General features: G+C 40.1%; 26 protein-coding genes. 5 read left to right on the top strand and 21 right to left on the bottom strand.

Translation table 11 applies throughout. From position 1 onward, the window contains the following. The first annotated feature begins 178 nt into the window (after positions 1 to 178). Together fdhF and ERX37_RS05240 are read left to right on the top strand one after the other, a co-directional pair. Positions 179 to 3,136: a formate dehydrogenase subunit alpha gene (gene fdhF / locus ERX37_RS05235; protein WP_133429683.1), complete on the top strand. Its 2,958-nt coding sequence runs from the start codon at positions 179 to 181 to the stop codon at positions 3,134 to 3,136. Further along, positions 3,136 to 3,810 carry a helical membrane plugin domain-containing protein gene (locus ERX37_RS05240; RefSeq protein WP_133429583.1) on the top strand — a complete coding sequence of 225 codons (675 nt, stop codon included), beginning with the start codon at positions 3,136 to 3,138 and terminating at the stop codon, positions 3,808 to 3,810. The genes fdhF and ERX37_RS05240 overlap by 1 nt, the downstream gene beginning before the upstream one ends. A gap of 42 nt (positions 3,811 to 3,852) precedes the next feature. Here ERX37_RS05240 and ERX37_RS05245 read toward each other — a convergent pair whose 3' ends face one another. From ERX37_RS05245 to ERX37_RS05255, 3 genes are read right to left on the bottom strand one after another with little or no spacing between them, the layout of a single operon-like run. Continuing rightward, positions 3,853 to 4,809, bottom strand: a complete 957-nt coding sequence (locus tag ERX37_RS05245; RefSeq protein WP_133429584.1) for a 2-hydroxyacid dehydrogenase — start codon at positions 4,807 to 4,809, stop codon at positions 3,853 to 3,855. Beyond that, a complete protein-coding gene (locus tag ERX37_RS05250) occupies positions 4,806 to 5,594 on the bottom strand; it encodes a TIGR01457 family HAD-type hydrolase (RefSeq protein WP_133429585.1) in 789 nt (262 codons plus the stop codon). The genes ERX37_RS05245 and ERX37_RS05250 overlap by 4 nt, the downstream gene beginning before the upstream one ends. Continuing rightward, complete coding sequence (locus ERX37_RS05255; protein WP_133429586.1) at positions 5,581 to 6,018, bottom strand: DUF86 domain-containing protein; 438 nt, start codon at positions 6,016 to 6,018, stop codon at positions 5,581 to 5,583. The genes ERX37_RS05250 and ERX37_RS05255 overlap by 14 nt, the downstream gene beginning before the upstream one ends. A 79-nt stretch (positions 6,019 to 6,097) precedes the next feature. Between ERX37_RS05255 and ERX37_RS05260 the strand changes: the two genes are divergently transcribed. After that, a complete protein-coding gene (locus ERX37_RS05260; RefSeq protein ID WP_133429587.1) occupies positions 6,098 to 6,361 on the top strand; it encodes a DUF3055 domain-containing protein in 264 nt (87 codons plus the stop codon). A gap of 29 nt (positions 6,362 to 6,390) precedes the next feature. Here ERX37_RS05260 and dltD read toward each other — a convergent pair whose 3' ends face one another. From dltD to ERX37_RS05315, 11 genes are all read right to left on the bottom strand, one after another. Continuing rightward, a complete protein-coding gene (dltD, locus tag ERX37_RS05265) occupies positions 6,391 to 7,566 on the bottom strand; it encodes a D-alanyl-lipoteichoic acid biosynthesis protein DltD (RefSeq protein ID WP_133429588.1) in 1,176 nt (391 codons plus the stop codon). Further along, positions 7,563 to 7,799: a D-alanine--poly(phosphoribitol) ligase subunit DltC gene (gene dltC, locus ERX37_RS05270; protein WP_133429589.1), complete on the bottom strand. Its 237-nt coding sequence runs from the start codon at positions 7,797 to 7,799 to the stop codon at positions 7,563 to 7,565. Before dltC ends, dltD begins: the two co-directional genes overlap by 4 nt. A gap of 12 nt (positions 7,800 to 7,811) precedes the next feature. Further along, positions 7,812 to 9,026: a D-alanyl-lipoteichoic acid biosynthesis protein DltB gene (gene dltB / locus ERX37_RS05275; RefSeq protein ID WP_133429590.1), complete on the bottom strand. Its 1,215-nt coding sequence runs from the start codon at positions 9,024 to 9,026 to the stop codon at positions 7,812 to 7,814. Beyond that, a complete protein-coding gene (dltA, locus tag ERX37_RS05280) occupies positions 9,023 to 10,450 on the bottom strand; it encodes a D-alanine--poly(phosphoribitol) ligase subunit DltA (protein ID WP_133429591.1) in 1,428 nt (475 codons plus the stop codon). Before dltA ends, dltB begins: the two co-directional genes overlap by 4 nt. Before the next feature lie 18 nt (positions 10,451 to 10,468). Continuing rightward, positions 10,469 to 10,600 carry a teichoic acid D-Ala incorporation-associated protein DltX gene (locus ERX37_RS05285; RefSeq protein WP_133429592.1) on the bottom strand — a complete coding sequence of 44 codons (132 nt, stop codon included), beginning with the start codon at positions 10,598 to 10,600 and terminating at the stop codon, positions 10,469 to 10,471. Between the two features lie 146 nt (positions 10,601 to 10,746). Continuing rightward, on the bottom strand, positions 10,747 to 11,868 hold the full coding sequence (locus ERX37_RS05290) for a serine hydrolase domain-containing protein (RefSeq protein WP_165981970.1): 1,122 nt from the start codon (positions 11,866 to 11,868) through the stop codon (positions 10,747 to 10,749). 166 nt (positions 11,869 to 12,034) lie between these two features. Then, complete coding sequence (locus tag ERX37_RS05295; protein WP_133429594.1) at positions 12,035 to 12,463, bottom strand: YutD family protein; 429 nt, start codon at positions 12,461 to 12,463, stop codon at positions 12,035 to 12,037. After that, positions 12,463 to 13,368, bottom strand: coding sequence for a lipoyl synthase (lipA, locus tag ERX37_RS05300; protein WP_133429595.1), 906 nt, complete (start codon positions 13,366 to 13,368; stop codon positions 12,463 to 12,465). Before lipA ends, ERX37_RS05295 begins: the two co-directional genes overlap by 1 nt. Before the next feature lie 42 nt (positions 13,369 to 13,410). Beyond that, the gene (locus ERX37_RS05305) at positions 13,411 to 14,733 is read right to left on the bottom strand and encodes a bifunctional metallophosphatase/5'-nucleotidase (protein ID WP_133429596.1); all 1,323 of its coding nucleotides are present in this window, start codon (positions 14,731 to 14,733) and stop codon (positions 13,411 to 13,413) included. Positions 14,734 to 14,744: 11 nt separating this feature from the next. Then, positions 14,745 to 15,563: a sulfite exporter TauE/SafE family protein gene (locus tag ERX37_RS05310; protein ID WP_133429597.1), complete on the bottom strand. Its 819-nt coding sequence runs from the start codon at positions 15,561 to 15,563 to the stop codon at positions 14,745 to 14,747. A 9-nt stretch (positions 15,564 to 15,572) separates the two neighbouring features. After that, positions 15,573 to 16,421 (bottom strand): DUF72 domain-containing protein, encoded by an 849-nt coding sequence (locus tag ERX37_RS05315; protein ID WP_133429598.1) that lies wholly within the window; start codon positions 16,419 to 16,421, stop codon positions 15,573 to 15,575. Positions 16,422 to 16,484: 63 nt separating this feature from the next. On the opposite strand from ERX37_RS05315, the gene ERX37_RS05320 reads away from it, so the two are divergent. Together ERX37_RS05320 and ERX37_RS05325 are read left to right on the top strand one after the other, a co-directional pair. After that, positions 16,485 to 17,201 (top strand): ABC transporter ATP-binding protein, encoded by a 717-nt coding sequence (locus ERX37_RS05320; protein ID WP_133429599.1) that lies wholly within the window; start codon positions 16,485 to 16,487, stop codon positions 17,199 to 17,201. Continuing rightward, positions 17,198 to 17,962 carry an ABC transporter permease gene (locus ERX37_RS05325; RefSeq protein WP_133429600.1) on the top strand — a complete coding sequence of 255 codons (765 nt, stop codon included), beginning with the start codon at positions 17,198 to 17,200 and terminating at the stop codon, positions 17,960 to 17,962. Before ERX37_RS05320 ends, ERX37_RS05325 begins: the two co-directional genes overlap by 4 nt. A gap of 38 nt (positions 17,963 to 18,000) precedes the next feature. Here ERX37_RS05325 and ERX37_RS05330 read toward each other — a convergent pair whose 3' ends face one another. From ERX37_RS05330 to ERX37_RS05360, 7 genes are all read right to left on the bottom strand, one after another. Then, entirely contained in the window at positions 18,001 to 18,927 is a 927-nt protein-coding gene (locus ERX37_RS05330; RefSeq protein WP_133429601.1) for a magnesium transporter CorA family protein, read from the bottom strand. Positions 18,928 to 19,050: 123 nt separating this feature from the next. Next, positions 19,051 to 20,448 (bottom strand): Fe-S cluster assembly protein SufB, encoded by a 1,398-nt coding sequence (sufB, locus tag ERX37_RS05335; protein ID WP_133429602.1) that lies wholly within the window; start codon positions 20,446 to 20,448, stop codon positions 19,051 to 19,053. A 12-nt stretch (positions 20,449 to 20,460) separates the two neighbouring features. Beyond that, the gene (gene sufU, locus ERX37_RS05340; protein ID WP_133429603.1) at positions 20,461 to 20,895 is read right to left on the bottom strand and encodes a Fe-S cluster assembly sulfur transfer protein SufU; all 435 of its coding nucleotides are present in this window, start codon (positions 20,893 to 20,895) and stop codon (positions 20,461 to 20,463) included. Continuing rightward, complete coding sequence (locus ERX37_RS05345) at positions 20,885 to 22,120, bottom strand: cysteine desulfurase (RefSeq protein WP_133429604.1); 1,236 nt, start codon at positions 22,118 to 22,120, stop codon at positions 20,885 to 20,887. The genes sufU and ERX37_RS05345 overlap by 11 nt, the downstream gene beginning before the upstream one ends. 18 nt (positions 22,121 to 22,138) lie before the next feature. After that, entirely contained in the window at positions 22,139 to 23,434 is a 1,296-nt protein-coding gene (gene sufD / locus ERX37_RS05350) for a Fe-S cluster assembly protein SufD (RefSeq protein ID WP_133429605.1), read from the bottom strand. A 21-nt stretch (positions 23,435 to 23,455) separates the two neighbouring features. Further along, a complete protein-coding gene (gene sufC, locus ERX37_RS05355) occupies positions 23,456 to 24,229 on the bottom strand; it encodes a Fe-S cluster assembly ATPase SufC (protein ID WP_133429606.1) in 774 nt (257 codons plus the stop codon). 214 nt (positions 24,230 to 24,443) lie between these two features. Beyond that, positions 24,444 to 25,265 carry a MetQ/NlpA family ABC transporter substrate-binding protein gene (locus ERX37_RS05360; RefSeq protein WP_133429607.1) on the bottom strand — a complete coding sequence of 274 codons (822 nt, stop codon included), beginning with the start codon at positions 25,263 to 25,265 and terminating at the stop codon, positions 24,444 to 24,446. Between the last annotated feature and the right edge of the window lie 2 nt (positions 25,266 to 25,267).

Genomic DNA, 25,267 nt, shown 5'->3' on the forward strand with positions numbered 1-25,267 from the left:
TTTTTTTGTTTTGAGAATGAATGGCAATTTCATTCACTTTTTTTGTATAATAGGAAGTAGAAACATTATTTTATATTAAATCTGGTGTTTACATTGTATAAATGCCCAGAAAACTTATAATTGAAGTAGGCATAAAGTTTTTCATTCTATGAAGAGGGGTTATCAAATGAGCGAAGTAATGACTGAAACTGTACAGATCACTTTGAACGGTTCTTCAATCGAAGTTCCAGCACAAGCGAATCTTCTTGATTTCCTAAGATTTAAAGGCATTGAAGTACCCGCTCTCTGCTATCATCCAGATCTAGGTGCTATCGAAACATGTGACGCATGTATTATTGAAGTAAACGGGGAACTCGTGCGTTCATGTAGCACTCAGCTTAAAGATGGTGATGTAGTTAAAACGGGTACAAGTGATGCCTTCGAGGCACAAATGATTGCGATGGACCGCGTCCTCAGTAATCATGAACTTTACTGTACAGTCTGTGATTTCAATAACGGCAACTGTACGGTCCATAATACGGTTAAACAACTTAAAATCGATCATCAGGCGACACATCAGACGCCTAAAGGTGCACCGGTCAATCGTGGTAAATTCTACCGCTACGATCCTGATCAATGTATTTTATGCGGACGCTGTGTGCAGGCCTGTCAAAATGTTCAGGTCAATGAAACATTAATGATTGACTGGGAGCTTGAACGTCCACGCGTCATCTGGGATGGTAATGGCTCTACACTTATCGACGAATCATCATGTGTCAACTGTGGTCACTGTTCAACAGTCTGTCCATGTAATGCGATGATGGAAGTCGGCATGGAAGGTGAAGCTGGGTTCTTAACAGGCATGTTAAAAGACGCTTTCCGCCCTGCTGTCGAAGTCACTAAGGCCGTTGAAACAGGTTATACACCACTGATGGCAATCTCTGATATTGAAGCAGAGATGCGTGAAGATAGAATCAAGAAAACAAAGACTGTATGTACCTATTGTGGTGTAGGCTGTTCATTTGAAGTATGGACAAAAGGCCGTGAAGTGCTTAAAGTCGAACCATCTCCAGATGCACCTGCTAACCAGATTTCAACATGTGTTAAAGGTAAATTCGGTTGGGATTTCGTTAATTCAGGTGAGCGTTTAACATCACCTCTTATCCGTGATGGCGCTGAATTCCGTGAAGCAACTTGGGAAGAAGCACTTGATCTGATTGAAAATAGATTTAAAGAAACCATTCAAGAACGTGGACCAGAACGTCTTGCTTTCATTACTTCTTCTAAATGTACGAATGAAGAATCATATTTAATGCAGAAGCTGGCACGTGGTGTTGTAGGTACTAACAACGTCGATAACTGTTCACGTTACTGTCAGTCCCCTGCAACAATGGGATTATGGCGTACAGTCGGTTACGGCGGTGACTCAGGTTCGATCACAGATATCGGCAGTGCAGAACTGATCATCGGTATCGGTACAAATACGGCTGAGGCACACCCTGTTATTGCAACACGTGTGAAAAGTGCTCAAAAAGTCCGTGGTTCTAAAATCTTAGTTTCAGATATCCGTAAACACGAACTGGCTGAACGTGCTGATAAATTCATCCGTCCAAATCCAGCATCTGACTTAGTATGGCTGAATGCAGTCACTAAATATATCATTGATAACGACTGGCATGACAAAGCATTCATCGAGAAACATGTTCATCACTTCGATGATTTAGTGAAGAGTCTTGAACCATTTACACTTGATTATGCGGTTGAACATACAGGTCTCTCTAAAGAAGAAATTATCGACGTAGCGAATATGATTCATGAAGCAAAATCGACAGTAATCATGTGGGCAATGGGTATTACGCAGCAACGTGGTGGTAGTGACGCATCAACAGCTATCTCTAACTTACTCCTTACAACAGGTAACTACATGAAACCAGGTGCAGGCGCTTATCCTCTTCGTGGTCATAACAATGTTCAAGGTGCAAGTGATATGGGTAGTATGCCGACTCACTTACCAGGTTACCAGAAGATTGATGATGCTGAAGCACTCGAGAAATTCAGCAAAGCATGGGGTAAAGATCTCAATCCTAACAAAGGTCAGAATAACCACCAGATGGTTGATGCTATGCATGACGGCGAACTGGATATCCTTTACCTGAAAGGTGAAGATATGGGTATCGTAGATTCTAACGTCAACTATGTCCGTGCCGGCTTCGAAAAACTTAAATTTATGGTGGTACAAGATATCTTCTTCTCTAAAACATGTGAATATGCTGATGTTGTTTTACCAGCAGCACCAAGTTTCGAGAAAACAGGTACTTTCACTAATACTGAGCGTCGTATTCAACGACTTTATCAAGTGATGGAACCACTTGAAGGTTCTCGTCCTGACTGGCAGATCATCCAGGATATCGCTAACCGTTTAGGTGCGAACTGGAACTATAATGCACCCGTTGAAATCATGAAAGAAATTGCTGAGTTAACACCTATTTATTCAGGTGTAACTTATGATCGTCTTGAAGGCTTCAACAGCTTACAATGGCCAGTGAATGAAGACGGCACAGATTCACCGCTTCTGTTCACAGAAGGCTTCCCGTTCGATGATAAAAAGGCACGCTTCTCACCTGTTACTTGGACGCCGCCGACTGAATATCCAGCAGAATATGATATCCATGTCAACAATGGACGTCTACTGGAGCATTTCCACGAAGGAAATATGACTTATAAAGTCGAAGGTCTGGTCCTTGAGGCACCCAATGCATTCCTTGAAGTATCACATGAACTTGCTGCTGAACGTGGTCTAGAAGATGGTACTCTTGTACGCCTTCAATCACCGTACGGTAAAGTAGATGTTAAGACAGTCATCACTGACCGTGTGTACGGTAAAGAAGTTTACTTACCGATGAATGACTCAGGCGATGCTGCCATCAACTTATTATCAAGTTCAATCGCAGATAAAGACACTTCAACACCAGCCTATAAAGAAACAAAAGCAAAACTGATCATCCTTGACCGCGGTGGTAAAACTCCATTGCCAAAAACAAACTTCCGTTACGGACATCGTGTACCGCAGATGGGTGTCAATGTTCAGGAGAAATGGGCACGTAGAGACTATGTCTTCCCTGGTGATATCGTCAAAGAAAGAAGAGGTGCAAAATAATGGCTCAACCTACTACAGTTATTAGAAAAACAAAAGTGGATATTGCAGAAGTACGCGCAAAAGAACTTCGCGAACTTGAAGATCAGCTGATTATGCATAAAGATACACTTCATAAATTATTTCGCCTTCTTGACCAGCTGGATGACCATGAGGTCCTGAACGCACTCAATGCCGGATTATCTAAAAGCGACCCTATTCTCACTCGTGTACTGAAAGCAGTAAACGAAACAGAAACGGATAAAGCACTGCGTAATGGACTGCTGCTCGTTCAGGGACTGGGTAAATTCAATTTCAGTGAAATCGAACCGATGATTCTGAAGTTCAATAAAGGCCTTAAGTTGTCTACTGAATATAATCAGAGTAAACCTCTCGGCTGGCTGGGGCTGCTTAACGTACTGACTAACAAAGATTTCGTTGAAGGTTCAATTGTTCTGACGAAATTTGTTAAAGGCTTCGGTACAAGCTTTGAACAGTTAAAAAAAGAGCAAGGTATCGTCAATCCTGTTCAGACTGATGTGGGTGACTTAGACAGCGTAAAGGCTGTCGAGTTACCAAGTAAAGCGACTGATTCATATGAATCTAAGCCAAAAAGAAACACAAGTCCTAAAGTTAAAATGCTCGGACTTGCTACAGGTGCTGCCCTTGCAGCAGGTTCTGTGTTACTTAAAAAATAAAAAAAGAAGAGCCATCGGAATATATGTTCCGATGGCTCTTTTCTACGCTTTAACCGATGTTAAAGGTTTCTCACCATTTAATACTTTTTTAGCATTGTCCACGCAGAGCTGAATCATTGCATCTCGCGTCTCTACTGTCGCACTGCCGATATGAGGCAAGATAACGATCTGTTTTTCGTTCAGAAACGGATGACCCGCTTCAATGGGTTCTTTTCGCAGTACATCCAGTCCTGCTGCCGCAATTTCACCTGTTTGTATCGCTTCCAGTAAATCCTGCTCGACCACATGACCACCACGTCCGATATTGATAAAGATAGCATCATTTTTCATCTGTTTGAATGCTTTCTCATCAAACATATCTTCAGTTTCAGATGTCAGGGGCGCAGTACAGACGACATAGTTCGCCTGCAGTATTTCTTCAAATGTTACATGTTTCGCATTGTAATCACGTTCAGCGTCTTCATGTCTTGAACGTGTATGGTACATGATGTCCATATCAAATGCATGGCAACGCTTTGCAAGTGCTGTACCGATTGATCCCATACCATAAATACCGACAGACTTTCTATAAACATCTTTACCTGCCATCATGTAAGGTTCCCAGCCTTGCCATTCCCCTTGCTGGACGAGTTCTGCTGCTTCGATGATTCTTCTTGCTGTTACAAGCATTAAGGTAAACCCTAGTTCTGCCGTTGTTTCAGTCAGTACGTCAGGCGTATTACATACGTAGATGCCCTTTTCATCTGCATATTTAACATCAATATTATCAAAACCGACTGCGAGATTAATGATGGCCTTTAAATTTTCACATTGATCCATATAGTCCTGATCAATCTTGTCGCTCATCATTGTAATGACGACATCTGCAGAGCGACTTTCTTCAATTAATGCTTTTCTTTGCATCGGTTTCAATGTATCATCATGCATCTTCACTTCTGCTACTTCTTTAAGTTGTTCAATAAAATGATTCGGAATTTTTCTTGTCACGAGGACTTTCATTTTACTTCCTCCTTATAAATATCGATGACATCATTCAGATTTCTGACTGAATAAGATGGCGGCACCTCTTCTGCCATTACCGCATCATAAGTAGAGACACCCGTCTGAACATGCAGAGTATCAATGCCACTATTAATACCTGACATGATGTCCGTCATATATAAGTCTCCAATCATCACAAGATCTTCTTTAGGTAAGCCGATCATTTCGACCGCCTTGTTCATGATATGAACTTCAGGCTTACCGATGAATATGGGCTCAATATCTGTCGCTACTGTCAGCACACTAGTGAGTGCACCATTGCCTGGCAGTAATCCTCGTTCACTTGGCAGTGTACGGTCTGGATTGGTTGAAATGAACTTTGCCCCGTTGCGTATCGCCAGTGCTGCAGTTGCATATTTATCATAGTTAATGTCAGCATCAAGGCCGATAACTACATAATCAGCCTGCTCACCGTCCACGATATTAAGACCTGCATCAGTCAATGCCTGTCTGATTCCTTTGCCTCCAATACAATGCACGTCTGCACCAGGCTGTTCCTCAGCAATAAACATAGCTGTCGCCATAGCAGATGTCACGACGTTATCAGCGGTACAGGGAAAACCCATTCCTGTTAATTTCTCTGCCACTTCATCCGGCGTTTTAGATGCATTATTAGTGACGAATAAATAAGGTAACCTTTCTTCATATAAGTAGTCAATGAACTCTTTTGCACCTTCTGTCACTTGTGTGCCCGCATACATCGTACCATCAAGGTCTAACAGATAGCCTTTATACTTTTTCATTTTTTGCTCCTTTCCCGAATGCTGAGACAGGACCTAGTTCACGCTCAATAAATATCTCAACAGAGGTCTGAAAATTTTGATATGCATTGATATTCGTTTCGAATACCTTCTTCAGTTCTGAATGATCAACATGCGTATAATCTCTCACCATCCATTGTCGTAATGGCAGTGTGGCACTGATCATATCAGCATCTTGCTTTGATATAACTTTTTCCATTTTCATAATATCTATTACATCCTGGTAGCTGCCAGGATCGCGCATGATAAAAGCATCAATCATCATATTCCCTACATCTACCGTACTTTCAATCAGCATATGACAGATCCGTTCAAGCGCATAATGTTCAGCTGTCTGAAAGTCACGTGTCAGCTCTGTAATATAGTTCAGTTTCAATACCAGTTCATCTCTATCCACAAAATACATCATATCGCCTCCATCTTCAGTTTAACAAATTTTCCTTGATGCTTCATTATTGATATACTACGTGAGGAGGGATTAACTTATGATAGATATGTTCTTATATGATGATTCAGAAAAAGCTAATATCCGCTTCGTCAGTTTTCTTGGTGAAACGCGACATGATCTGACTTTGATTCAGACGGATCGACACTATGGTAAGACCATCGTGCTTAACACACAGTCCAATAAATTCGGCATCATCGGCAGAGATGATCTGGAAGAAGAAGGCTATATTGCCTATGTCCTCGGACTCAATGACCAGGAAGCAGAAGAAGTCATGACATTTCTACGTGAAGTGATTGCATAAAAAAGGGACTCCATTTTGTGGAATCCCTTTTACTTTTGCTGCTGATATTTATTTTCTATATGTTCAACCATCTGTTCATCAATATAGACCCACCCTTTCCATCCGATATGGACTGCATCACTGAGTACATAGGGTTCATACTCTTTATCAGTGAGATCGTAGAGCTTAAAGCCACTATTACTGATAGTGCGATGAATCTTATCATATACGGGTTGACGACGTTCTGTCGGTATATCGATGTGATCATACCATTTACCATTAGCTGGAATTGAGATAAACAATGGATCTGCCTTCCCTGCGGTCATGGCGGCAAGTAGTAACTCCAGATCACCAAATTCAGGTGAGTTCTGGAAGAATTCATCAGGTCTTGATAGTTTTTTCTGATGGCTCTGAATCATGTTATAATATTGATTTCTCATATAATAAGGATTATTCGTCGCTTTTTTCTGGCCATATTCAACTGCTATCTGTCTTGCCTCTGACCAGCTTTTGTTCTTGATATTGATTTCACCGCGTTCACCGAAATGAGTATGTGGAATCATTGACTTAGCTTTAATGATGTCATTTTTATCAAGAGAATTTTTGTACATCCATTGGTTAATGGTTAAGCCTGGATGACTTGCTGTCAGTTTCTCATCCAGATTCTCCTGCACAAGATCATTTAAAGAAGAATCATTTTTAATGGCATCAAATTGACTGAGACGTTTTGCAAATGCTGTTTTCAGATGAGGTGGCACATTCGGATTCGAAAAGAGATTGATGACCTGCTGTGGTGAATATCGAGCGCTGAAATTATTATCATCAATCCCTTTATCAGTGAACCACTGCGGCGATATAATAATCGCCATTTTCTTATCCTTCATCTGCCCGATATGACTTGCGATGTTGATAGCATGGATAAGATCCGTTGATCCCCCTGTCCCAATTAAGAACGGGCGTTCCTTAAGTCCTCTCTCACGAAAAACCCATACGGGATGAAAAGGATCTTTTTTTTCCAGTTCGCTTGACCCAAAAAGTGGATAAAAGTTTTTTTCCTTAAACATGACATTTTGAATTGCTGTTCCTTTAAATGTTGTTTCATTTAAATTCGTGCCTTCACTTGTAGTTACACTAAAAGGAAAGCTTTTATCAACCCATCTGGATGGTATTAATAGAAATAATACAAACAGAGTCAGACTGATAATGATAGGGATGAATTTCTTCATTGAAGTTTTTCCACTTCATCCACAATCATATTCGGTGTTGCCCATGTCTCACGGTCAAAGTCTGTAATCGTCACATCGATATCCAGACGGTCCTGAATATTCATCAGTAAAACAACCGTTGCAAGTGAATCGATGATGCCTTCATCAAAAATACGAACATCCGGATTAGTTTTAACGATATCACTTTCAGCAATTTCCTCTAAAATATCTAATACTTCTTCTCTAATATTCATATCAATTTCCTCCTAAAATAATTTACCTGAAAAAATCAGGAATCCAAATGCAACAAAATGAAACGTGATAATAATAGCAAGTATATTCACGACAGTTGGGGGTAACTTCCAAGGGTTCTTTTTACGCCATTTTTCGTAGTAGCCATAACCGACAAAAAGAATACCATGATAAAGTCCATAGGCGATATAATGCCATTCAAGCCCATGCCAGATTCCCATGATGAAGAAGTTCAGTATAAATGCAATGTTAGAGACCATAAAGGCATCTTTCAGTACTTTTTTCTTCGTCATAAAAAAAACAATCCGCATGTAAACCATGTCTCTGAACCAGAAAGATAGTGACATATGCCATCTGTTCCAGAAATCCTTGATGTTTTTAGAGGCAAAGGGTGCATTAAAGTTAGGCGGCGTTTCAATTGTCATTAAATAACTAAAAGCGATAGCAAACAGACTATAACCTGCAAAATCAAAAAACAGGTAAAAACTATAACCATACATGTAGATGATCTTCATCCAGATAGAGGCAGTATCAAAGTCTATTGCCAGAATAATGTACTGATCAATCCAGTAGGCAAGAATATATTTATAAAGCAGGCCGATCATGATGTAATGCAATGCTTTATGAAGAAGTAATGCATACCGCTCTTTTGTTAAAGGCTTATTTTCATCTTTTTGAAATCGTTTGAAGCGGTCAATCGGTCCAGATGAAATGGTAGGAAAGAAACTGAGAAACTTAATCAGTTCAAAACTGTTAATTTCTTCAAGCCTTCTATCTCTGATTTCCATTAAAATCTGAATGCTTTTAAACATAATATAAGAAATACCTAGAAAGCCGATAATGGATTTAATCGGTATCTCTCCAACTTGATAACTCCCAAAGCCAAATAATGTACTTTGAAAAACTTTGACGACTGCGAGTGGGAGTATCACTGCAATCATGATTAATATGAAGTTCGTAAGGGTATTATGTTTTTTAATAACCTGAAGATACAGTTTAATGAGTAACAGCTGATACAGAATGTAAACTACAAAACTGATCATTTCATAGGACAGAATCGAAATACCAAATAAGTTCTTATTCGGATCTTTGAATATCAGCACTAGCATAATGAAACTCACTGCCACATTTAAACCGATATATTTCCTTCCCATCAGGCCGAGAACAATGACCGGCAGTAAAAGCGCAAGTGCAATATAAAAGAAAGTAAAGTCGCCGTACGGAATCATGAAACAGCCTCTTTAATTTGTTTACGGTCGACTTTACCATTAGGCGTCATCGGTAGACTTTCGACTGTTCTGATTTTACGTGGAATCATATATTCAGGTAATGTATTCTTCAGGTTTTCCTTAACATGATGAGTAACATCGCCTTCATAATCTGAAACAATTGATGCGACTAAATATTGAACTCGACCATTCTTTTCAATCGGTGTAACGACTGCCTGTCTGACATGCTCAATCTTTGTGAGCTGTTCTTCAATCTCTTCAAGCTCCATCCGGTAACCGTTTAGTTTAATCTGGTAATCAATACGACCATTGATAAACCAGAGATTATCTCTCAGCTCAGCTTTATCTCCTGTGCGGTAAACACGCTCGCCATTGTCTTCAAAAAATTGCTGGGCTGTTTTTTCAGGTTCTTTAACATATCCTGCGCTAACTGCATCACCATGAATCAGTAATTCTCCTTCTGGACTAAGTGACAACTTGGTATGCGGTCTAGGCATTCCTACAGGTAACGGATTATATTGATCAAGAATGTCATCAGTCACTTTGACACCTGTCACAGCAACTGTGGCTTCTGTCGGCCCGTACGTGTTATAAATTGATGCATCGCTAAACTTATTTTTCAATTGTGCCGCTGTCTTATGTTTCAGTGCTTCTCCGCAGAAATAGAAGTAACGCAGGTTAGAGTAAGTTTCCTGACTGAAAGCAGGTAATAACAGTCCCATCTCCATAAAGGACGGCGTAGATACCCACGCGGATATCGGATGTTCTATCAGCTGACTATGAATTTCAGCGGGCTTTTTAATCATATCTTTATCAATCATCACCAGTGTACCACCAGATGCAAGGGCAGGATAGACGGCCATTACTGATAAATCAAATGATAGAGGAGCCTGATTCAGCCAATAATTTTCAGCAGGAATGTCATATAGACTCAACATCCAGTCTATGAAACCATCAAGACTCTTATACTGAATGGCTACACCTTTCGGAGTACCAGTTGACCCTGAAGTGAATATGGTATAAGCAATATCGTGCGGATGGTTGATATGATTAAATTTTAATTCTGTCATCCAGCTACCGGGCTGTATCTGCTTAGCACTACATGTGATATTAAGAGTTTCTGCTGTCAGGATATATTCAGGCTCGATGGTCTGAATGATTTTTTCAACCCGTTCATCAGGAATTGAAGTATCAATGGGAACATAACCCGTTCCCGCTTTAAGACCTGCTATCATGCCGATAATCATCCACTTCGACATATGTCCGTAGACAACTATAGGTTTAGAGCTATCAGCAATCATAGATGCCAGACCATTGCTATATTCATCCAGCTCTTGATAAGTCATACGTTCTTCTCGATGAATAAAACTTATAGCAGTCGGTTTATTTTTTTTATGTTGAGCTAATTGAGCTAAAAAATCCATCTTTTCACCTACTCATCTTTAAAATTCATTATAAATGAAATTACTTTCAACACCGCCACCGCCATAAATCCAGAAAAGAGTAAAGAGTATAGCCAGATATAGCACGGTAAGTAGTGTCAGTTTCAAATTTTCATTCTGTAGTATTTTCAACTTTTACACCTGCCAGCAATCATATGAATTTTATTTGTTGTAATACCTTTGTAATAATAGCTCAGCAAAGTGTAAAACTCAATAAGATGGTTGTAAATTTAAGGTAAATTTAAGGTTTGACACTGAATGTATAATTTTTCGGCTGATTATTTAAGTTTGCCTACAATATTATAGACTTTCAATAAATTCTCCTCATTGTGCTTAGCTTTTTTTGGATCAATTTTATTCGATGCTATTGCTAATGTAAATCGTTTATCGAACCAGCAGATTACTTCCTGATTGTAAAAATAGCCTCTTAAACGCAAATAGCCTCTCTTCACATTGAAACCATAGCGATAAGGTTGAGCATTGTCATCAACATTCGTTTTCAATAAAGTGGTCTCATCTGCTGAAAATAACTTATTATCATAGAATGCCCGCGCTAAAAGTCCCATATCCTGTGCCGACATATATATGTTTCCCGCTCCATCGAACTGATCAAGACCATATGGGACGACTCTATTATCAAACCCAAAATTATGAGTGAAACCTTCAGCAAAATAAGGCTGCAGTTCTTTATCATCATAAAATCCAGTACGACTAAGGTGAAGAGGTTTGATAAGATAATGCTGTACATTTTCTTTATAGCTCTTTTTTGTTACTTGCTCGATTACCTTTGCCAGTACGATATAGTTTGCATCATTATAATTGTATACATTATGAAAAGCAGGATCGACTCCATTCTGTCTGATGATATCAACCGTCTTATCTAGCCCTAGATAATCTTGACTGGTTTCATATTTTAAGAAACCACTTCTATGCATCAGCAGATTCTTTATTGTGATATCAAATCCATTGAACTCCGGTAAATAATATGAGAGTTGCTGGTTGCGATTAATAAGTCCCTCATCCTCCAATTTTCTAACGACTAATCCAGTTAAAAATTTCTGGCTGGAACCAATCAGAAACATATTATCAGGTTGAAGTGGATCTCCATCACTATTTTTTTGACCCAGTGCTTCATTCATGATAACTTTATTATTCTTTGCGATAAATATCGTTCCATTAAAATCCTGGGCTTTTAATACCTCCTTTATCTCAGCAACTGCTTTCTTATCGGCTTCATTTGTCTCTATCTTCATAGCAGGCTTGCTTTGCGGTGCCTTTACTTGCGTTTCACTTGATTCTCCTTTTGTTTGAGTAGCTGTCTCATTTGATGGAAGTATATTGCAGCCTGATAATGCCATTGATAATACAAGTAAGCTTGTTCTAGTGATGATTTTCTTCATGGGTCCTCCAAAAAATAAAGCAATCACTCTGAGAGTAATTACTTTATTTGTCATATATATTTTTCACCATTATATAATGAGTTTTTATATTTTGCACTTTTTAGTTCTAAATTTAGACAAGGAAATAAAACACTGAGAAATAAAAAAAGTAACTGCTAAAGAGCAGTTACTTTAAAAAGTGTTTCAATGTCTTGGCAGAAGCGTCCACTTTATCTTCTATTATTGTTTCAGTCTGAACTTCTTCCTGCTCCACCATTTCTTCGCTGTTCAGTTCAACTTCATCCTCCACATCTTCAGCAGTCAACCTGACCATCTCATGTTCAGTCAGCCGGCGCAGTACAAAATATGGACAGCCAAAGTTACAGTATTCCATTAAATAATCTTGAATACTTGAGAATCTGCGGCTGATGTCTGCCTTTTTATTTTTATCCTCATAGAAGCCTTTAAGTCTGAGCTGCTCATATCCGATATCACCAACGATAATTGGATATTTATCCAGCACTTCAGAATAACGGTTATCAAACTGCTCCTGATTGAATGCCTCTTTATAATCGACGACTATTTCAAAATAGTGATCAGCAGTCTTGACGACCATTAAGCTTCTCCGAGCGCCTGTCGTTGTTTCGCTGCTTCATTAACTTGTTCGTCAGCATGGTATGAACTACGGACCATGGGACCTGCCTGACAGTGTTTGAAGCCTTTTTCCATCGCAATTTTACGGAGTTTACCGAATTCAAGCGGTGAATAATATTTCTGAACTTTGATATGTTTACGTGAAGGCTGTAAATATTGACCGATAGTCATGATATCTACATCGTTCGCGCGCAGATCATCCATGACTTCAAGAATCTCATCCCATGTTTCACCTAATCCTACCATGAGGCTGGATTTTGTAGGGATATCCGGCTGAAGCTCTTTTGAGCGACGTAGTACTTCAAGAGAACGGTCGTACGTTGCACGTGCGCGAACTCTTGGAGTTAAGCGACGTACTGTCTCGATATTATGGTTCAGAATGTCTGGACGTGCATTCATCAGACGTTCCCAGTTATCAAAACTTCCGCCCATATCACTTGGCAGTACTTCAATAGTAGTATATGGATTGCGTTCGCGTACTTGACGGATTGTCTCAGCATAGACTTCTGAACCGCCGTCTTTTAAATCGTCACGGGCAACCGCTGTGATAACAACGTGTTTTAAGTTCATCAGTTCAACTGATTCTGCCACACGTTCAGGTTCGTTCAGATCCAGTTCATTAGGCAGTCCTGTTTTAACTGCACAGAAACGACAGGCACGTGTACAAACAGCACCTAGAATCATGAAAGTGGCAGTCCGACGTTCACCCCAGCACTCATGAATATTCGGACAACGTGCTTCCTCACAGACTGTATGCAGGTTCTTTTCACGCATCATTTTCTTGAGACCTGTATAGTTCTGATTGGTGTTAAGCTTTATTTTCAACCATTCCGGTTTTCTTAATATCTCTTCATTTTTTGTAGCCACAATACATCCCTCCGATATCCATTAATTATAACTGAAAATTTCTTAAATTAAAATGTCTGTTCTATGAAAAAGTGCACGCTCCATTATATCGCGCAGAAATTCAGGCATTTTATAGTCTTTCTCATTCTGTACAAACTGCGGGAAAAATCGACCGAACGTGTACATATCCAGTGTTGCCAGTGAATAAGTCTGTTTATCGTCAATCAGTCTGTCACCTACAAAAAACTTTCGTTCGGACTGTATAAAACCTATATTATCCAGGACGTACATACCAAACAAATCTCCTCTGAAACCGAATCCTTTAACAATTTCATCGCGATATTCATGTTTTGCGCTGACTGCAATGATTTCTTTAAGCTCGCGTCCTGTCAACGTGATTTTGACGGAATTGATTGGATGCGGCAGCATTTTATGTAAGTCATATTTAGTGAAATGGTCGCCGTTATAACCTTTAACAATCAAGCCCGTATTAATCAGTGCACAGTCCGCTTCAAGTTCAACGCGGAGTTGACGTGCGAGCAGCGCAGTCGTATAGGAAGCACTATAGAGTCTTCTTGGCAGATCTACCGGTTGATTATAGACAACATCACTTAACGCCAGTCGTCCTTGTTCATAAAAGCTATCTTCACTATCCGCCAGTTCATCTGTATCAATCAAGCGTGCTTCTTTTTTAACCAGTGTAGATTGTTCGAACTGCAGTGTCATTTCGCCGATATATTCACCGTATCTGCCTGCCGCGCCAATAAGTACACCATTGACTCGTTCACCTTGTTCAAAGTGATGATGCGTGTGAGCACCTAGAATGATATCAATACCAGCTATCTCTTCAGCAATACGGCGGTCTGCAAACATACCCAGATGACTGAGAATAATCACTACATCACATTGGTCATGGATGATCTCCATCTGCTTTCTGATGGCCTCAATAGGTTCTGTCACTTTCCAGCCGAGCGCCTTATAAAACGGTGTGAACTCTGCAGTCGCGCCGATGAAACCAAAGCGTATGCCTTTAAATTCATCGATGACATAAGGTTTAATATGACGAGGCAGCGCACCATCAAAGTCAAATAAATTACAACATGTAATCTGAAAGAGAGCTTCATCATATAACGTATTAAAATCGTCATGATTCAACGTAATGCCCTCATTATTACCTATTGTCGCAACTTTAACATTAGCTTGATTCAATAGTTGTATATTCCCTTTACCTAATGTCCCTTCTGTAAAAGGATGACTTCTATCGACGTGATCACCTAAATCAACATAGTAGCTATCGGAGGCTCTATCTTCAAGATAGCGGCTGATTTTACTGAATGTTGATAAATGACTATGTATATCGTTAGTGTGATAAAGTTTGATCTCCATACGTTCACCTCTTAAATCAGACTTTTAATAATCAGATAGATACCGAGTATCACCATAATCAGTCGTAACATCAGTACCACAGTTTCTGATTTTGCACGCTTATTGATTCTAACGCCCAGTGTGGCACCGATAAAGCTTGAAATGACCAGTACAATCGCATAGGACCAGAGTACATTGCCCTGCACGATATGGCTCGTCGCACCTGACAGACTTGAGAACAGAATCATCAGCATACTTGTTCCTACTGCAATATGCGGCGGAAATCTAAAAATAATGATCATCAGCGGTGTCATCAGTGCACCCCCTCCGATACCGAATAATCCCGTCAGACAGCCTACAAAAAATGTGGCTATGATAGCCGGTACAGGTGAAATACTATATGTATAGTGTTGTCCCTTAGCATCCGTGAATGAGCGCAAGTGTTCTGGATTCTGAAAGAACTTTATAGGTTTAATTTTATCTCTGAAGAGCAGCACAATGCTCATCATTATCATTAACAGCCCAAAATAAAGATTAAAGCTTTTTAAGGTCAGAAAGTGACTCAAGTACGCACCGACGAGCGCACCGGGTATGATTCCAATTAAAAATAATAGTGCTGATTTAAAATCCACCTGTTTGGACCGTGCATAACCGATCGAAGCAGAAAGTCCTGTCGCAATCAGAATCACGGTGGAAGTACCGATTGCTTTCTGAGGTGTAATACCATCAAGCAGACCTGCTTCGCCAAGAAAAATTAATGCAGGGACGATTATAATCCCGCCCCCTAGTCCTACAAGAGAACCTATAATAGCGGAACTGACTCCTAGTAATATTAGAATGAAGACTGACATATTGACCTCCTAGAACAACGTTAACTGCTTGGCATTCAGATTATCGTATTCAATGCCCAGTATTTCTTTCATACGTAGAGCATTACCTGCCGCATGGCCACCTGAGTTATTGTTAAAAATCACGTAGACTTCTTGTGCCTTCTGATCCAGTATCCTGAATTTCATCGCCAGATCCTGCAGTTCATTCTCGTTATATTCATAAAGATAACGAACATCACGCCATTCCTGGTCTGTCATATCTTTTTTAGTCCAGCCTGCAACATTTCTCCCGTGGAGTCTGACCAGTGAAACGGGATGCGTTACACGATTAACCATCGGAATAGAGCCATGACCACTTTGCGGCTCATCGCAGACTGAATGAATCAATCTATTATCATGCAGGAAACTCAGTGTATTCTCAGTCATATCCTCAGTGAACCAGCTATCATGTCTGAATTCAATGGCAATAGGCATCTTGCGCAGATGTTCTTTCAGATATAGTATATAATTGATATTCGGAGTAGTGCAGTCAAACCATGGCGGAAACTGAATCAGAACCATCGCGAGACGGTTCTCCTCAATCAATGGTCCGACCATTAGATTGAACTGTTCAATCAACTGCAGACGTGTATCCGCATATTGATTGATTTCTGCATGACCTGTGAGTGCCTGATGAATTTTGACGACAAACTTAAATCTGTCAGGTGTCTCACTGATCCACTTCCTGATGTTCCTTTCAGGTTGAATAGCATAATAACTTGCATCCAGTTCCACCGTCGGAAAGTGACTGCCGTATGCAATTAATTTATCTTTTTTATTTGAAAGCTCGGGGTATAATGTATCATGATCCGACCATGCTGTTAACCCGATATTTATCATAATCATCACCTAGTTCTATCATATCATAATACATCTCTACTCACTTTAGAAAGGAACTCAACTATGTCTACTATCCAACTAGATCATATCAATGTTATACGGAATGATCAGCACATTCTTCATGACATCAGCTGTACATTCCCTAGCGGTACTATCACTGCTCTGATTGGTCCTTCTGGCGCGGGGAAGACTACACTTCTTAAACTGCTGAATGGCTTGCACAGCCCCACTTCAGGAGAGATATATTTCGATGATGCACCTCTTTCATCGATGAATCTGCTGCAACTGAGAGCAGATGCCGGTATGGCGCTTCAAAGTGCGCCGATGATATCAGGCACTGTCTATGATAACCTGAATCTACCTTGTGTGATTAAAGGAGAATCCTTAACTGAAGAGGTTGCCCTTCAACTACTTGATCAGGTCAATCTGGATAATGTTCCTCTCAGTCAGGACATCAAGTCTTTATCAGGCGGACAACGCCAGCGCTTGTCTATTGCGCGTACGCTGGTCAATCAGCCGAAAGTCCTGCTGCTGGATGAAATCACATCAAGCCTTGATCCGAGAAGCGTGAAAGAAGTCGAGAAATTAATCCACCGTATTCATCAGGACCATCAGGTGACGATAATCTGGATCACACATGACGTAGATCAGGCTGCAAGAGCAACTGAACGCTATGTGATGCTGAGAGACGGCCATGTTGAACATATAGGGAAGTCCTCTACACTTCTGAACAGTGAACATGCCACTGTCAGAGACTTTATAGAAGGAGAAGAGCTATGACACTGCTGCAATTAAGTTTGACTGGTATATTCGTTTTTATTCCGCTCCTACTGAGCACTTACCTCAAGCTAGGGCTTGAAAAAGATATTCTGATTGCGACTATCAGAAGTACGATTCAACTCTTTATCATCGGTTATATTTTAACCTTTGTCTTCGAAAGCAATCACCCACTTTATATCCTATTGATGATTTTACTAATGATCACTGCTGCTACTCAGAACATCATCAAAAAAGGTGAAGGAATCAGAGGTATTACCTGGAAGATTGTAGTCACTTTAATCACAGTAGAAGCGCTCACAATGGGTATTATGCTGACTTTCAATATTATTCCGTTCGAAGCGCGCTATGTCATCCCAATCAGCGGTATGGTCATCGGTAACTCGATGGTGCTGTCTCTCCTCTTTCTGAACCGTTTCCTAAGTGAAATACGCAATAACCACGAGCAGATTGAACTCATTCTGTCACTTGGCGGCACGAATAAGCAGGCCATCCACCAGAGTCTGCTATCAGCCATCAAGAGTTCCATGATTCCAACGATTGAAAGTCAGAAGACGATGGGTCTCGTCCAGCTACCTGGTATGATGAGCGGTCAGATTATCGGTGGTGCTGACCCGATAGTAGCCGTACAGTTCCAGTTACTGATACTTTTCTTACTGCTGACAGCAGCGACACTATCAAGTGTAATGGTCGGCTTCCTGAGCTACCCTACTCTGTTCAATGAAAAAGAACAGTACCTTGGTGAATATCAGGGAACAAAATAAAAATCGAGAGCCTTGAACGACTATGTTCAAGGCTCTTTCTATTTGAAGATATTCTTTTTGACGAGAAAGAGGTAGGTCAATCCCATTAGAAACATAGCGACAGAAACTGTGCCGACCCATGTCAGTTCTGGTAAATCCACGTTCATACCGAAAAAGCTGAAAACGAGCGTCGGTAACGTCAGAAAGACTGTGACCAACGTAAGTAGCCGCATAATATTATTCATCTCATTACCAATCAATGACGAATATGAACCTGCGATACTTTCAAGAATTCTCGTATAGAGTTCAGTCGTGCTTAATGCCTGCGTATTCTCAATCATCAAATCCTCGAGGAGTTCCTTATCCTCATCGTACAGCTTGATTGAACGTGAACGGAAGATTCGTTTAATTGTATCACCATTAGCAGTCAGTGACGTCAGGAAATAGACTAAACTCTTCTCAAGTTCCATCAGTTCATATAACTGACGATTGGTCAGTGACGTTCTTAAGTTGCTCTCGATACGCAGTCGCTCTCTATTCAGCCTTTTAAGTGTGTTATTGTACATCGTTGCAACGGTGAATAACACTTCAAGCAGAAATCTCGATTTCATGCGCAGATCAAAACGACGATTCATCAGCTTATTGAACAAATCGTGTTCCCGTGAACAGATTGTGATGATATATCCTTTACTCAGGATAATTCCAATAGGCACTGTAATATAGGACAGTGTCTGCTTAATACTCTCATCAATAATTGGAAAGTCATTAATAATCAATGTGCTATTCGTCTCTTCATCATACTCGATACGCGCACTTTCCTCTGGATCAAGTGGATCTTCCAGAAACTCAATCGGAATATCAAAGAATTCCGCTACCTCCTCCATCTCCTCACGGGAGGGCTGGGTCATGTTGATCCAGTTATTCATCTGAAATTTTTCAGCTTTAATAATCGTTCCTTCTTCAGAATTAATATATGTACTAATCATAGGATGTCTCCTTTCTTTCTGCCGGCTTCAACATAAAAATCTTATCGTAAAATGACAAATAAAGATAGCCTATGTTTTTGTGAAATAAAAAAAGACGAGTACAATACTCGTCTTTTTGAATATTTAACCGATAGAGCCTTCCATCTCGAATTTGATAAGACGGTTCATTTCTACCGCATATTCCATTGGTAATTCTTTTGTGAATGGTTCGATGAAGCCCATAACGATCATTTCAGTTGCTTCTTCTTCTGAGATACCCCGGCTCATCAGATAGAATAACTGTTCTTCAGATACTTTAGACACTTTCGCTTCGTGCTCTAAAGAGATGTTATCGTTCATAACTTCGTTGTAAGGAATCGTGTCTGATGTAGACGCATTATCCATGATGAGTGTGTCACATTCGATGTTAGAACGTGCACCTTCTGCATCACGACCGAAGTGTACGATACCACGGTATACCACTTTACCGCCTTGTTTAGAGATTGATTTTGAGACGATTGTTGAAGATGTGTTCGGTGCTTTATGAATCATCTTCGCACCCGCATCCTGAACCTGTCCTTTACCTGCCAAGGCGATAGATAATGTCATACCACGTGCGCCTTCACCAAGTAGATAACAGGCTGGGTACTTCATCGTCAGTTTAGAACCGATGTTACCATCGATCCATTCCATCGTACCATTCTCATAAACAAACGTACGTTTAGTAACTAAGTTGAAGACGTTGTTTGCCCAGTTCTGGATTGTTGTATAACGACAGTATGCGTCTTTCTTAACAATAATCTCAACAACAGCTGAGTGTAATGAATTCGTTGTATAGACAGGTGCTGTACAACCTTCCACGTAATGAACACTTGCACCTTCGTCAACAATGATGAGTGTACGTTCAAACTGACCCATATTTTCAGAGTTGATACGGAAGTATGCTTGAAGTGGTGTGTCCAGCTTAACGTTCTTAGGAACATATATAAATGATCCACCTGACCATACTGCTGAGTTCAGTGCCGAAAATTTATTGTCTGCAGGTGGAATAACTGAAGCGAAATGTTCTTTGAAGATCTCTTCATTTTCACGTAACGCTGAGTCAGTATCTTTAAAGATAATACCTTGTTCTTCTAGGTCTTCCTGCATGTTGTGATACACAACTTCAGATTCATACTGAGCAGATACACCTGCTAAATATTTCTGTTCCGCCTCCGGAATACCTAGTTTATCAAACGTCTGCTTGATTTCTTCAGGTACTTCATCCCATGAACGTTCTGTATGTTCAGAAGGCTTAACGTAGTATGTGATTTCATCGAAGTTCAGCTCTGATAAATCACCACCCCACATTGGCATCGGCATTTTATAGAATTGTTTCAATGATTTTAAACGGAAGTCAAGCATCCATTCCGGTTCTTCTTTCATCTTAGAGATTTCACGTACGATTTCTTCAGTCAATCCACGTTCTGAACGGAAAATAGAGACATCTTTATCGTGGAAACCATATTTGTAATCGCCCACATCTGGTGCTTTTTTAGCCATTTGATTCACTCCTTATTCTTCTTCTTTTGTTCCTTTTTCTAGTGCTTTCCAGGCAAGAGTTGCGCATTTAATACGAGCCGGGAATTTAGAGACACCAGATAATGCTTCGATGTCACCCATATCCTCAGTAATTTCATAGTCATTGCCAAGCATCATCTGGCTGAATTCCTCACCCATTTCAAGGGCTTCTTTAATCGTATGACCTTTAATCGCTTCAGTCATCATTGAGGCGCTGGACATTGAAATAGAACAGCCTTCACCTTCAAATTTTGCATCTTTAACAATTTCACCTTCAAGATCAAGTGTCAGACGGATGCGATCCCCACATGTCGGATTATTCATATCAATGGTCAATGATCCATCTTCAATGACCCCTTTATTACGAGGATTTTTATAATGATCCATGATGACTGAACGATAAAGTTGATCTAAATTATTAAAACTCATAACTGAAAAACTCCTTTGTCTTCTTCAAACTGTCGACCAGGATATCAATCTCTTCTTTTGTATTGTAGATATAGAAGCTGGCACGAGCTGTTGAAGACTGGTTCAACCATTTCATCAGTGGTTGTGCACAGTGATGACCGGCACGAATTGCAATACCGTCTGAATCAAGTGCTGTCGCCAGATCGTGTGGATGAACACCTTCAAGATTGAATGTGATCAGTCCGGCACGTTTATCTGGACCTGGACCATAGATTTCAAGACCTTCTATGTCAGACATTTTCTCATAAGCATAAGATGTCAGCTCATGTTCATAGTTCAGCACTTCATCAAGTCCGATTGATTCAAGATAATCAATCGCAGCGTGTAGACCAATCGCTTCTGCAATGAGGGGTGTGCCCGCCTCAAATTTTGTCGGCAGCTCTGTCCATGTTGAATCCTGTAATCCAACGAAGTCAATCATATCGCCGCCGTATTCAATCGGTTCCATTTTATTCAGCAATGTTTTACGGCCATACAACACACCGATACCTGTCGGCCCTACCATTTTATGTCCACTGAATGCATAGAAGTCAACATCAAGATCCTGTACGTCCACTTTCATATGTGGAACAGCCTGTGCACCATCAGAGACCATTACAGCACCTTTTGCATGGGCAATAGCTGCAATGGACTTAATATCATTGATGGTGCCGAGTACATTAGAGACATGAGATACAGAGACAATCTTCGTCTTGTCCGTAATCGTCTCCTCAACGTCTTTCATATCAAGGGTGCCATCAGGTTGAAGCGGTATATATTTAAGCACGGCTTTACGGCGTTTAGCAAGTTGCTGCCACGGTACAAGATTGGCATGGTGTTCCATTTCAGTGATCACAATTTCATCACCTTCGTTAACCACCATGTCGCCATAGCTATGTGCTACCGTGTTAAGTGCTGTTGTTGTGCCGCGAGTAAAGATGATTTCTTCAAAATACTGTGCATTGATAAAACATCTAACCGCTTCACGTGCACCTTCGTAACCATCTGTTGCACGTGTGCCAAGTGTATGGACACCGCGGTGGACGTTCGCATTTTCATGTTCATAGTACTGATTGATTCTATCAATGACCTGTTTGGGTTTCTGACTCGTTGCAGAAGAGTCGAGATAAACGAGCGACTGCCCATTTACCTGCTCATTCAAAATAGGAAAATCTGCTTTTACTTTATTAATATCGAATGGTGCCATAAGATCAGGACCTTTCTGTTATTTAATCGCTACTTTCTGCTCAATAACGTCTGTCAGCTGACGACGAACCGCTTCAATCGGTAGTTCATTGACAACAGGTGCCAGGAAGCCATGGATGACAAGACGTTCTGCTTCACGTTTAGAGATACCACGACTCATTAAATAGAAGAGCTGCATTGGATCTACGCGTCCAGCTGATGCTGCGTGACCTGCTGTAACATCATCTTCATCGATTAAGAGAATCGGGTTCGCATCGCCACGTGATTTCTCTGATAACATCAGTACACGTGATTCCTGCTGAGCATCCGCTTTAGTCGCGCCATGCTTGATATATCCGATACCATTAAAAATTGATGATGCAGCATCTTTCATCACACCATGCTTCAAGATGTGACCGACAGAATTTTTACCATACTGGATGATCTGCGTTGTGAAATTCAGTTTCTGTTCACCACGACCGACAACGACTGTTTTCAAGTTACTTGTTGAATTATCACCCATCAAGTAAGTCGTATTATCATTGATAGTATCTCCATCATTCATCAGTCCGAGTGACCAGTCAATCGTTGCATCCTGATGTGCAATACCACGACGGATTACATGGCCCACTAAACCTTTTGCCAGGAAGTCCACTGTACCGTAAGTGATTTTCGCGTTATCATTTGCGATGACTTCTGAGATAAGGTTCAGCTGCCCAGCCGCCTCTTCCACTGTTGATAAATAGTTCTCAACATATGTCACTTCTGAGCCTGTATCCGCAACAATGAGTAAATGATTGAAGATGTTCGCCTCTTTATCATCATGCAGTACCACCATCTGGATAGGTGATTCAATCACCACATTTTTAGGTATGTAGATGAATAATCCACCGTTTAAAAGGGCTGCGTGAAGAGCTGTCAGACGATGCTCGTCGACTTTTACCGCTTCAGTCATAAAGTATTTCTGTACAAGCTCGCTATGTTCAGCAATAGCTGTATGAATATCTTTAATAATAACACCTTGCTCCACTAACTTCTCGTCTACTTTCATATAAGCAGGTGTATTATTATGTTGAATATATAGATTCTCAACCGCTTCAACATCGATGATTGATTTTACCTCTTCAGGTAACTCATCAGTTGATGTGTAAGTTTCACTGTCTGCTGCATGATACTTCACATCAAAATTCCAGCGATCCAGTCTTGTTTTATCAGGTTTTGGCATATCAATCGTCTCTAAGCGATTGAATGCATCCTCACGAATGGCCGTCATCCATGAGGGTTCATTTTTTTGTTCTGAGAATTGTTTCACTTGTTCCAAGTTGATGTCACTCATTTCAGTTCCTCCTATAAAAGATTATTCAGCCGCTTCGTCCTGAATGTCTAATTCTTGTTTAATCCAGTCATAACCTTCAGCTTCAAGACGCTGAGCTAACTCTTCGCCACCAGATTTCACAACACGACCCTGCATCATAACATGAACATGGTCAGGTGTGATGTAGTTAAGAAGACGCTGATAGTGAGTGATGATTAAGCAACCGAAGTTTTCGCCGCGCATTTCGTTGATGCCTTTAGAAACCACTTTAAGTGCATCGATATCAAGCCCTGAGTCAATTTCATCTAAAATAGCGAATTTAGGTTCAAGCATCATTAATTGAAGAATTTCATTACGTTTTTTCTCCCCGCCTGAGAAACCTTCGTTTAAATAACGAGTTGCCATATCAGGATCCATTTCAAGGAAATCCATTTGCTTATCCATTTTCTTGATAAATTGCATCAGGTTGATTTCCTGACCTTCTTCACGACGTGAATTGATTGCTGAACGTAAGAAATCAGCATTAGTTACGCCTGAGATTTCAGATGGGTATTGCATCGCAAGGAATAGACCCGCTTGAGCGCGCTCGTCTACTTCCATTTCAAGCACATTTTCACCGTCAAGTAAAACTTCACCTTGTGTCACTTCATATTTAGGGTGTCCCATAATTGCGGATGATAATGTTGATTTACCTGTACCATTCGGTCCCATGATCGCATGGATTTCACCTTGCTTGATTGTTAAGTTGACACCTTTTAAAATTTCCTTGCCTTCGATTGAAACGTGTAAATCTTTAATCTCTAATACTGATGCCATAAGTGTTCCCTCCAGATATATTAATCAATTGATATACTTAACTAGTTTATAATAACTTTAAAGTGAGGTCAAAGACCTTAATATAAATTACAGTTTCTATTATAACCTAGTTGAGAATGATTATGAATACATGTGTTTCTATTAATCTCATTCTGTCATTAAAATTGGACAAAAAAACAGGATTCTCACCAGAGGAGAACCCTGTTTTGCTCAATTATTCTGCTGGTACGACTGCACCTTTATAATGATCATCAATATATTTTTTCATATCATCAGACTGCAATGCTTTTACAAGCGCTTTAATTTTTGCATCATCCTTATGTCCTTCTTGAACAGCAATCAGGTTTGCATAAGGTGATTCTTTATCTTCCAGTACGATAGAATCATTTACTGGATTGATTTTATTTGCTAATGCAACGTTGGCGTTCAGAATCACTGCATCGCCTTCACCATTTTGATATGTTTTCGCTAAAAATTCTGCCGCTTGCTTGTTATTGAATTTGATGTCTTTCTTATTTTCAGCGATGTCTTTGAACGTCGCTTTAATCGGATCTGTACCTTCTTTTAATTTGATGAGACCTGCTTTTGTGAAGAATGAAAGGAAACGTCCCTCTTCTGCTGGATTGTTAGAAATAAATACTTCTGCACCATTCGGTAATTCTTCTAATGATTTATATTTTTTTGAGTATACAGCCATTGGTTCGATGTGTACGTTACCAGCTGACTCAATTTTATAGCCTTTTTCTTTTTTCTCAGTATCTAAGTAAGGCGTATGCTGGAAGAAGTTTGCATCGATTTCACCGTCGTTAAGTAGACGGTTAGGAGTCGTATAGTCATTGATGATTTTAATATTTAATTTGTAACCTTCTTTTTCTAAAACAGGTTTCACTTGTTCAAGTAACTCAGCATGAGGCGTTGGTGATGCACCTACTGTAATGGTTTTATCTTCTTTTTTACTGTCTTTTGAATCAGATCCACAAGCTGTTAAAACGACTGAAAGCAGAATTGTAAGTGCAAGTACTAAAATTTTCTTCATTT

Origin of the sequence: Macrococcus hajekii, assembly GCF_004359505.1 — a bacterium.
In the GTDB taxonomy this organism is placed as follows: domain Bacteria; phylum Bacillota; class Bacilli; order Staphylococcales; family Staphylococcaceae; genus Macrococcus; species Macrococcus hajekii.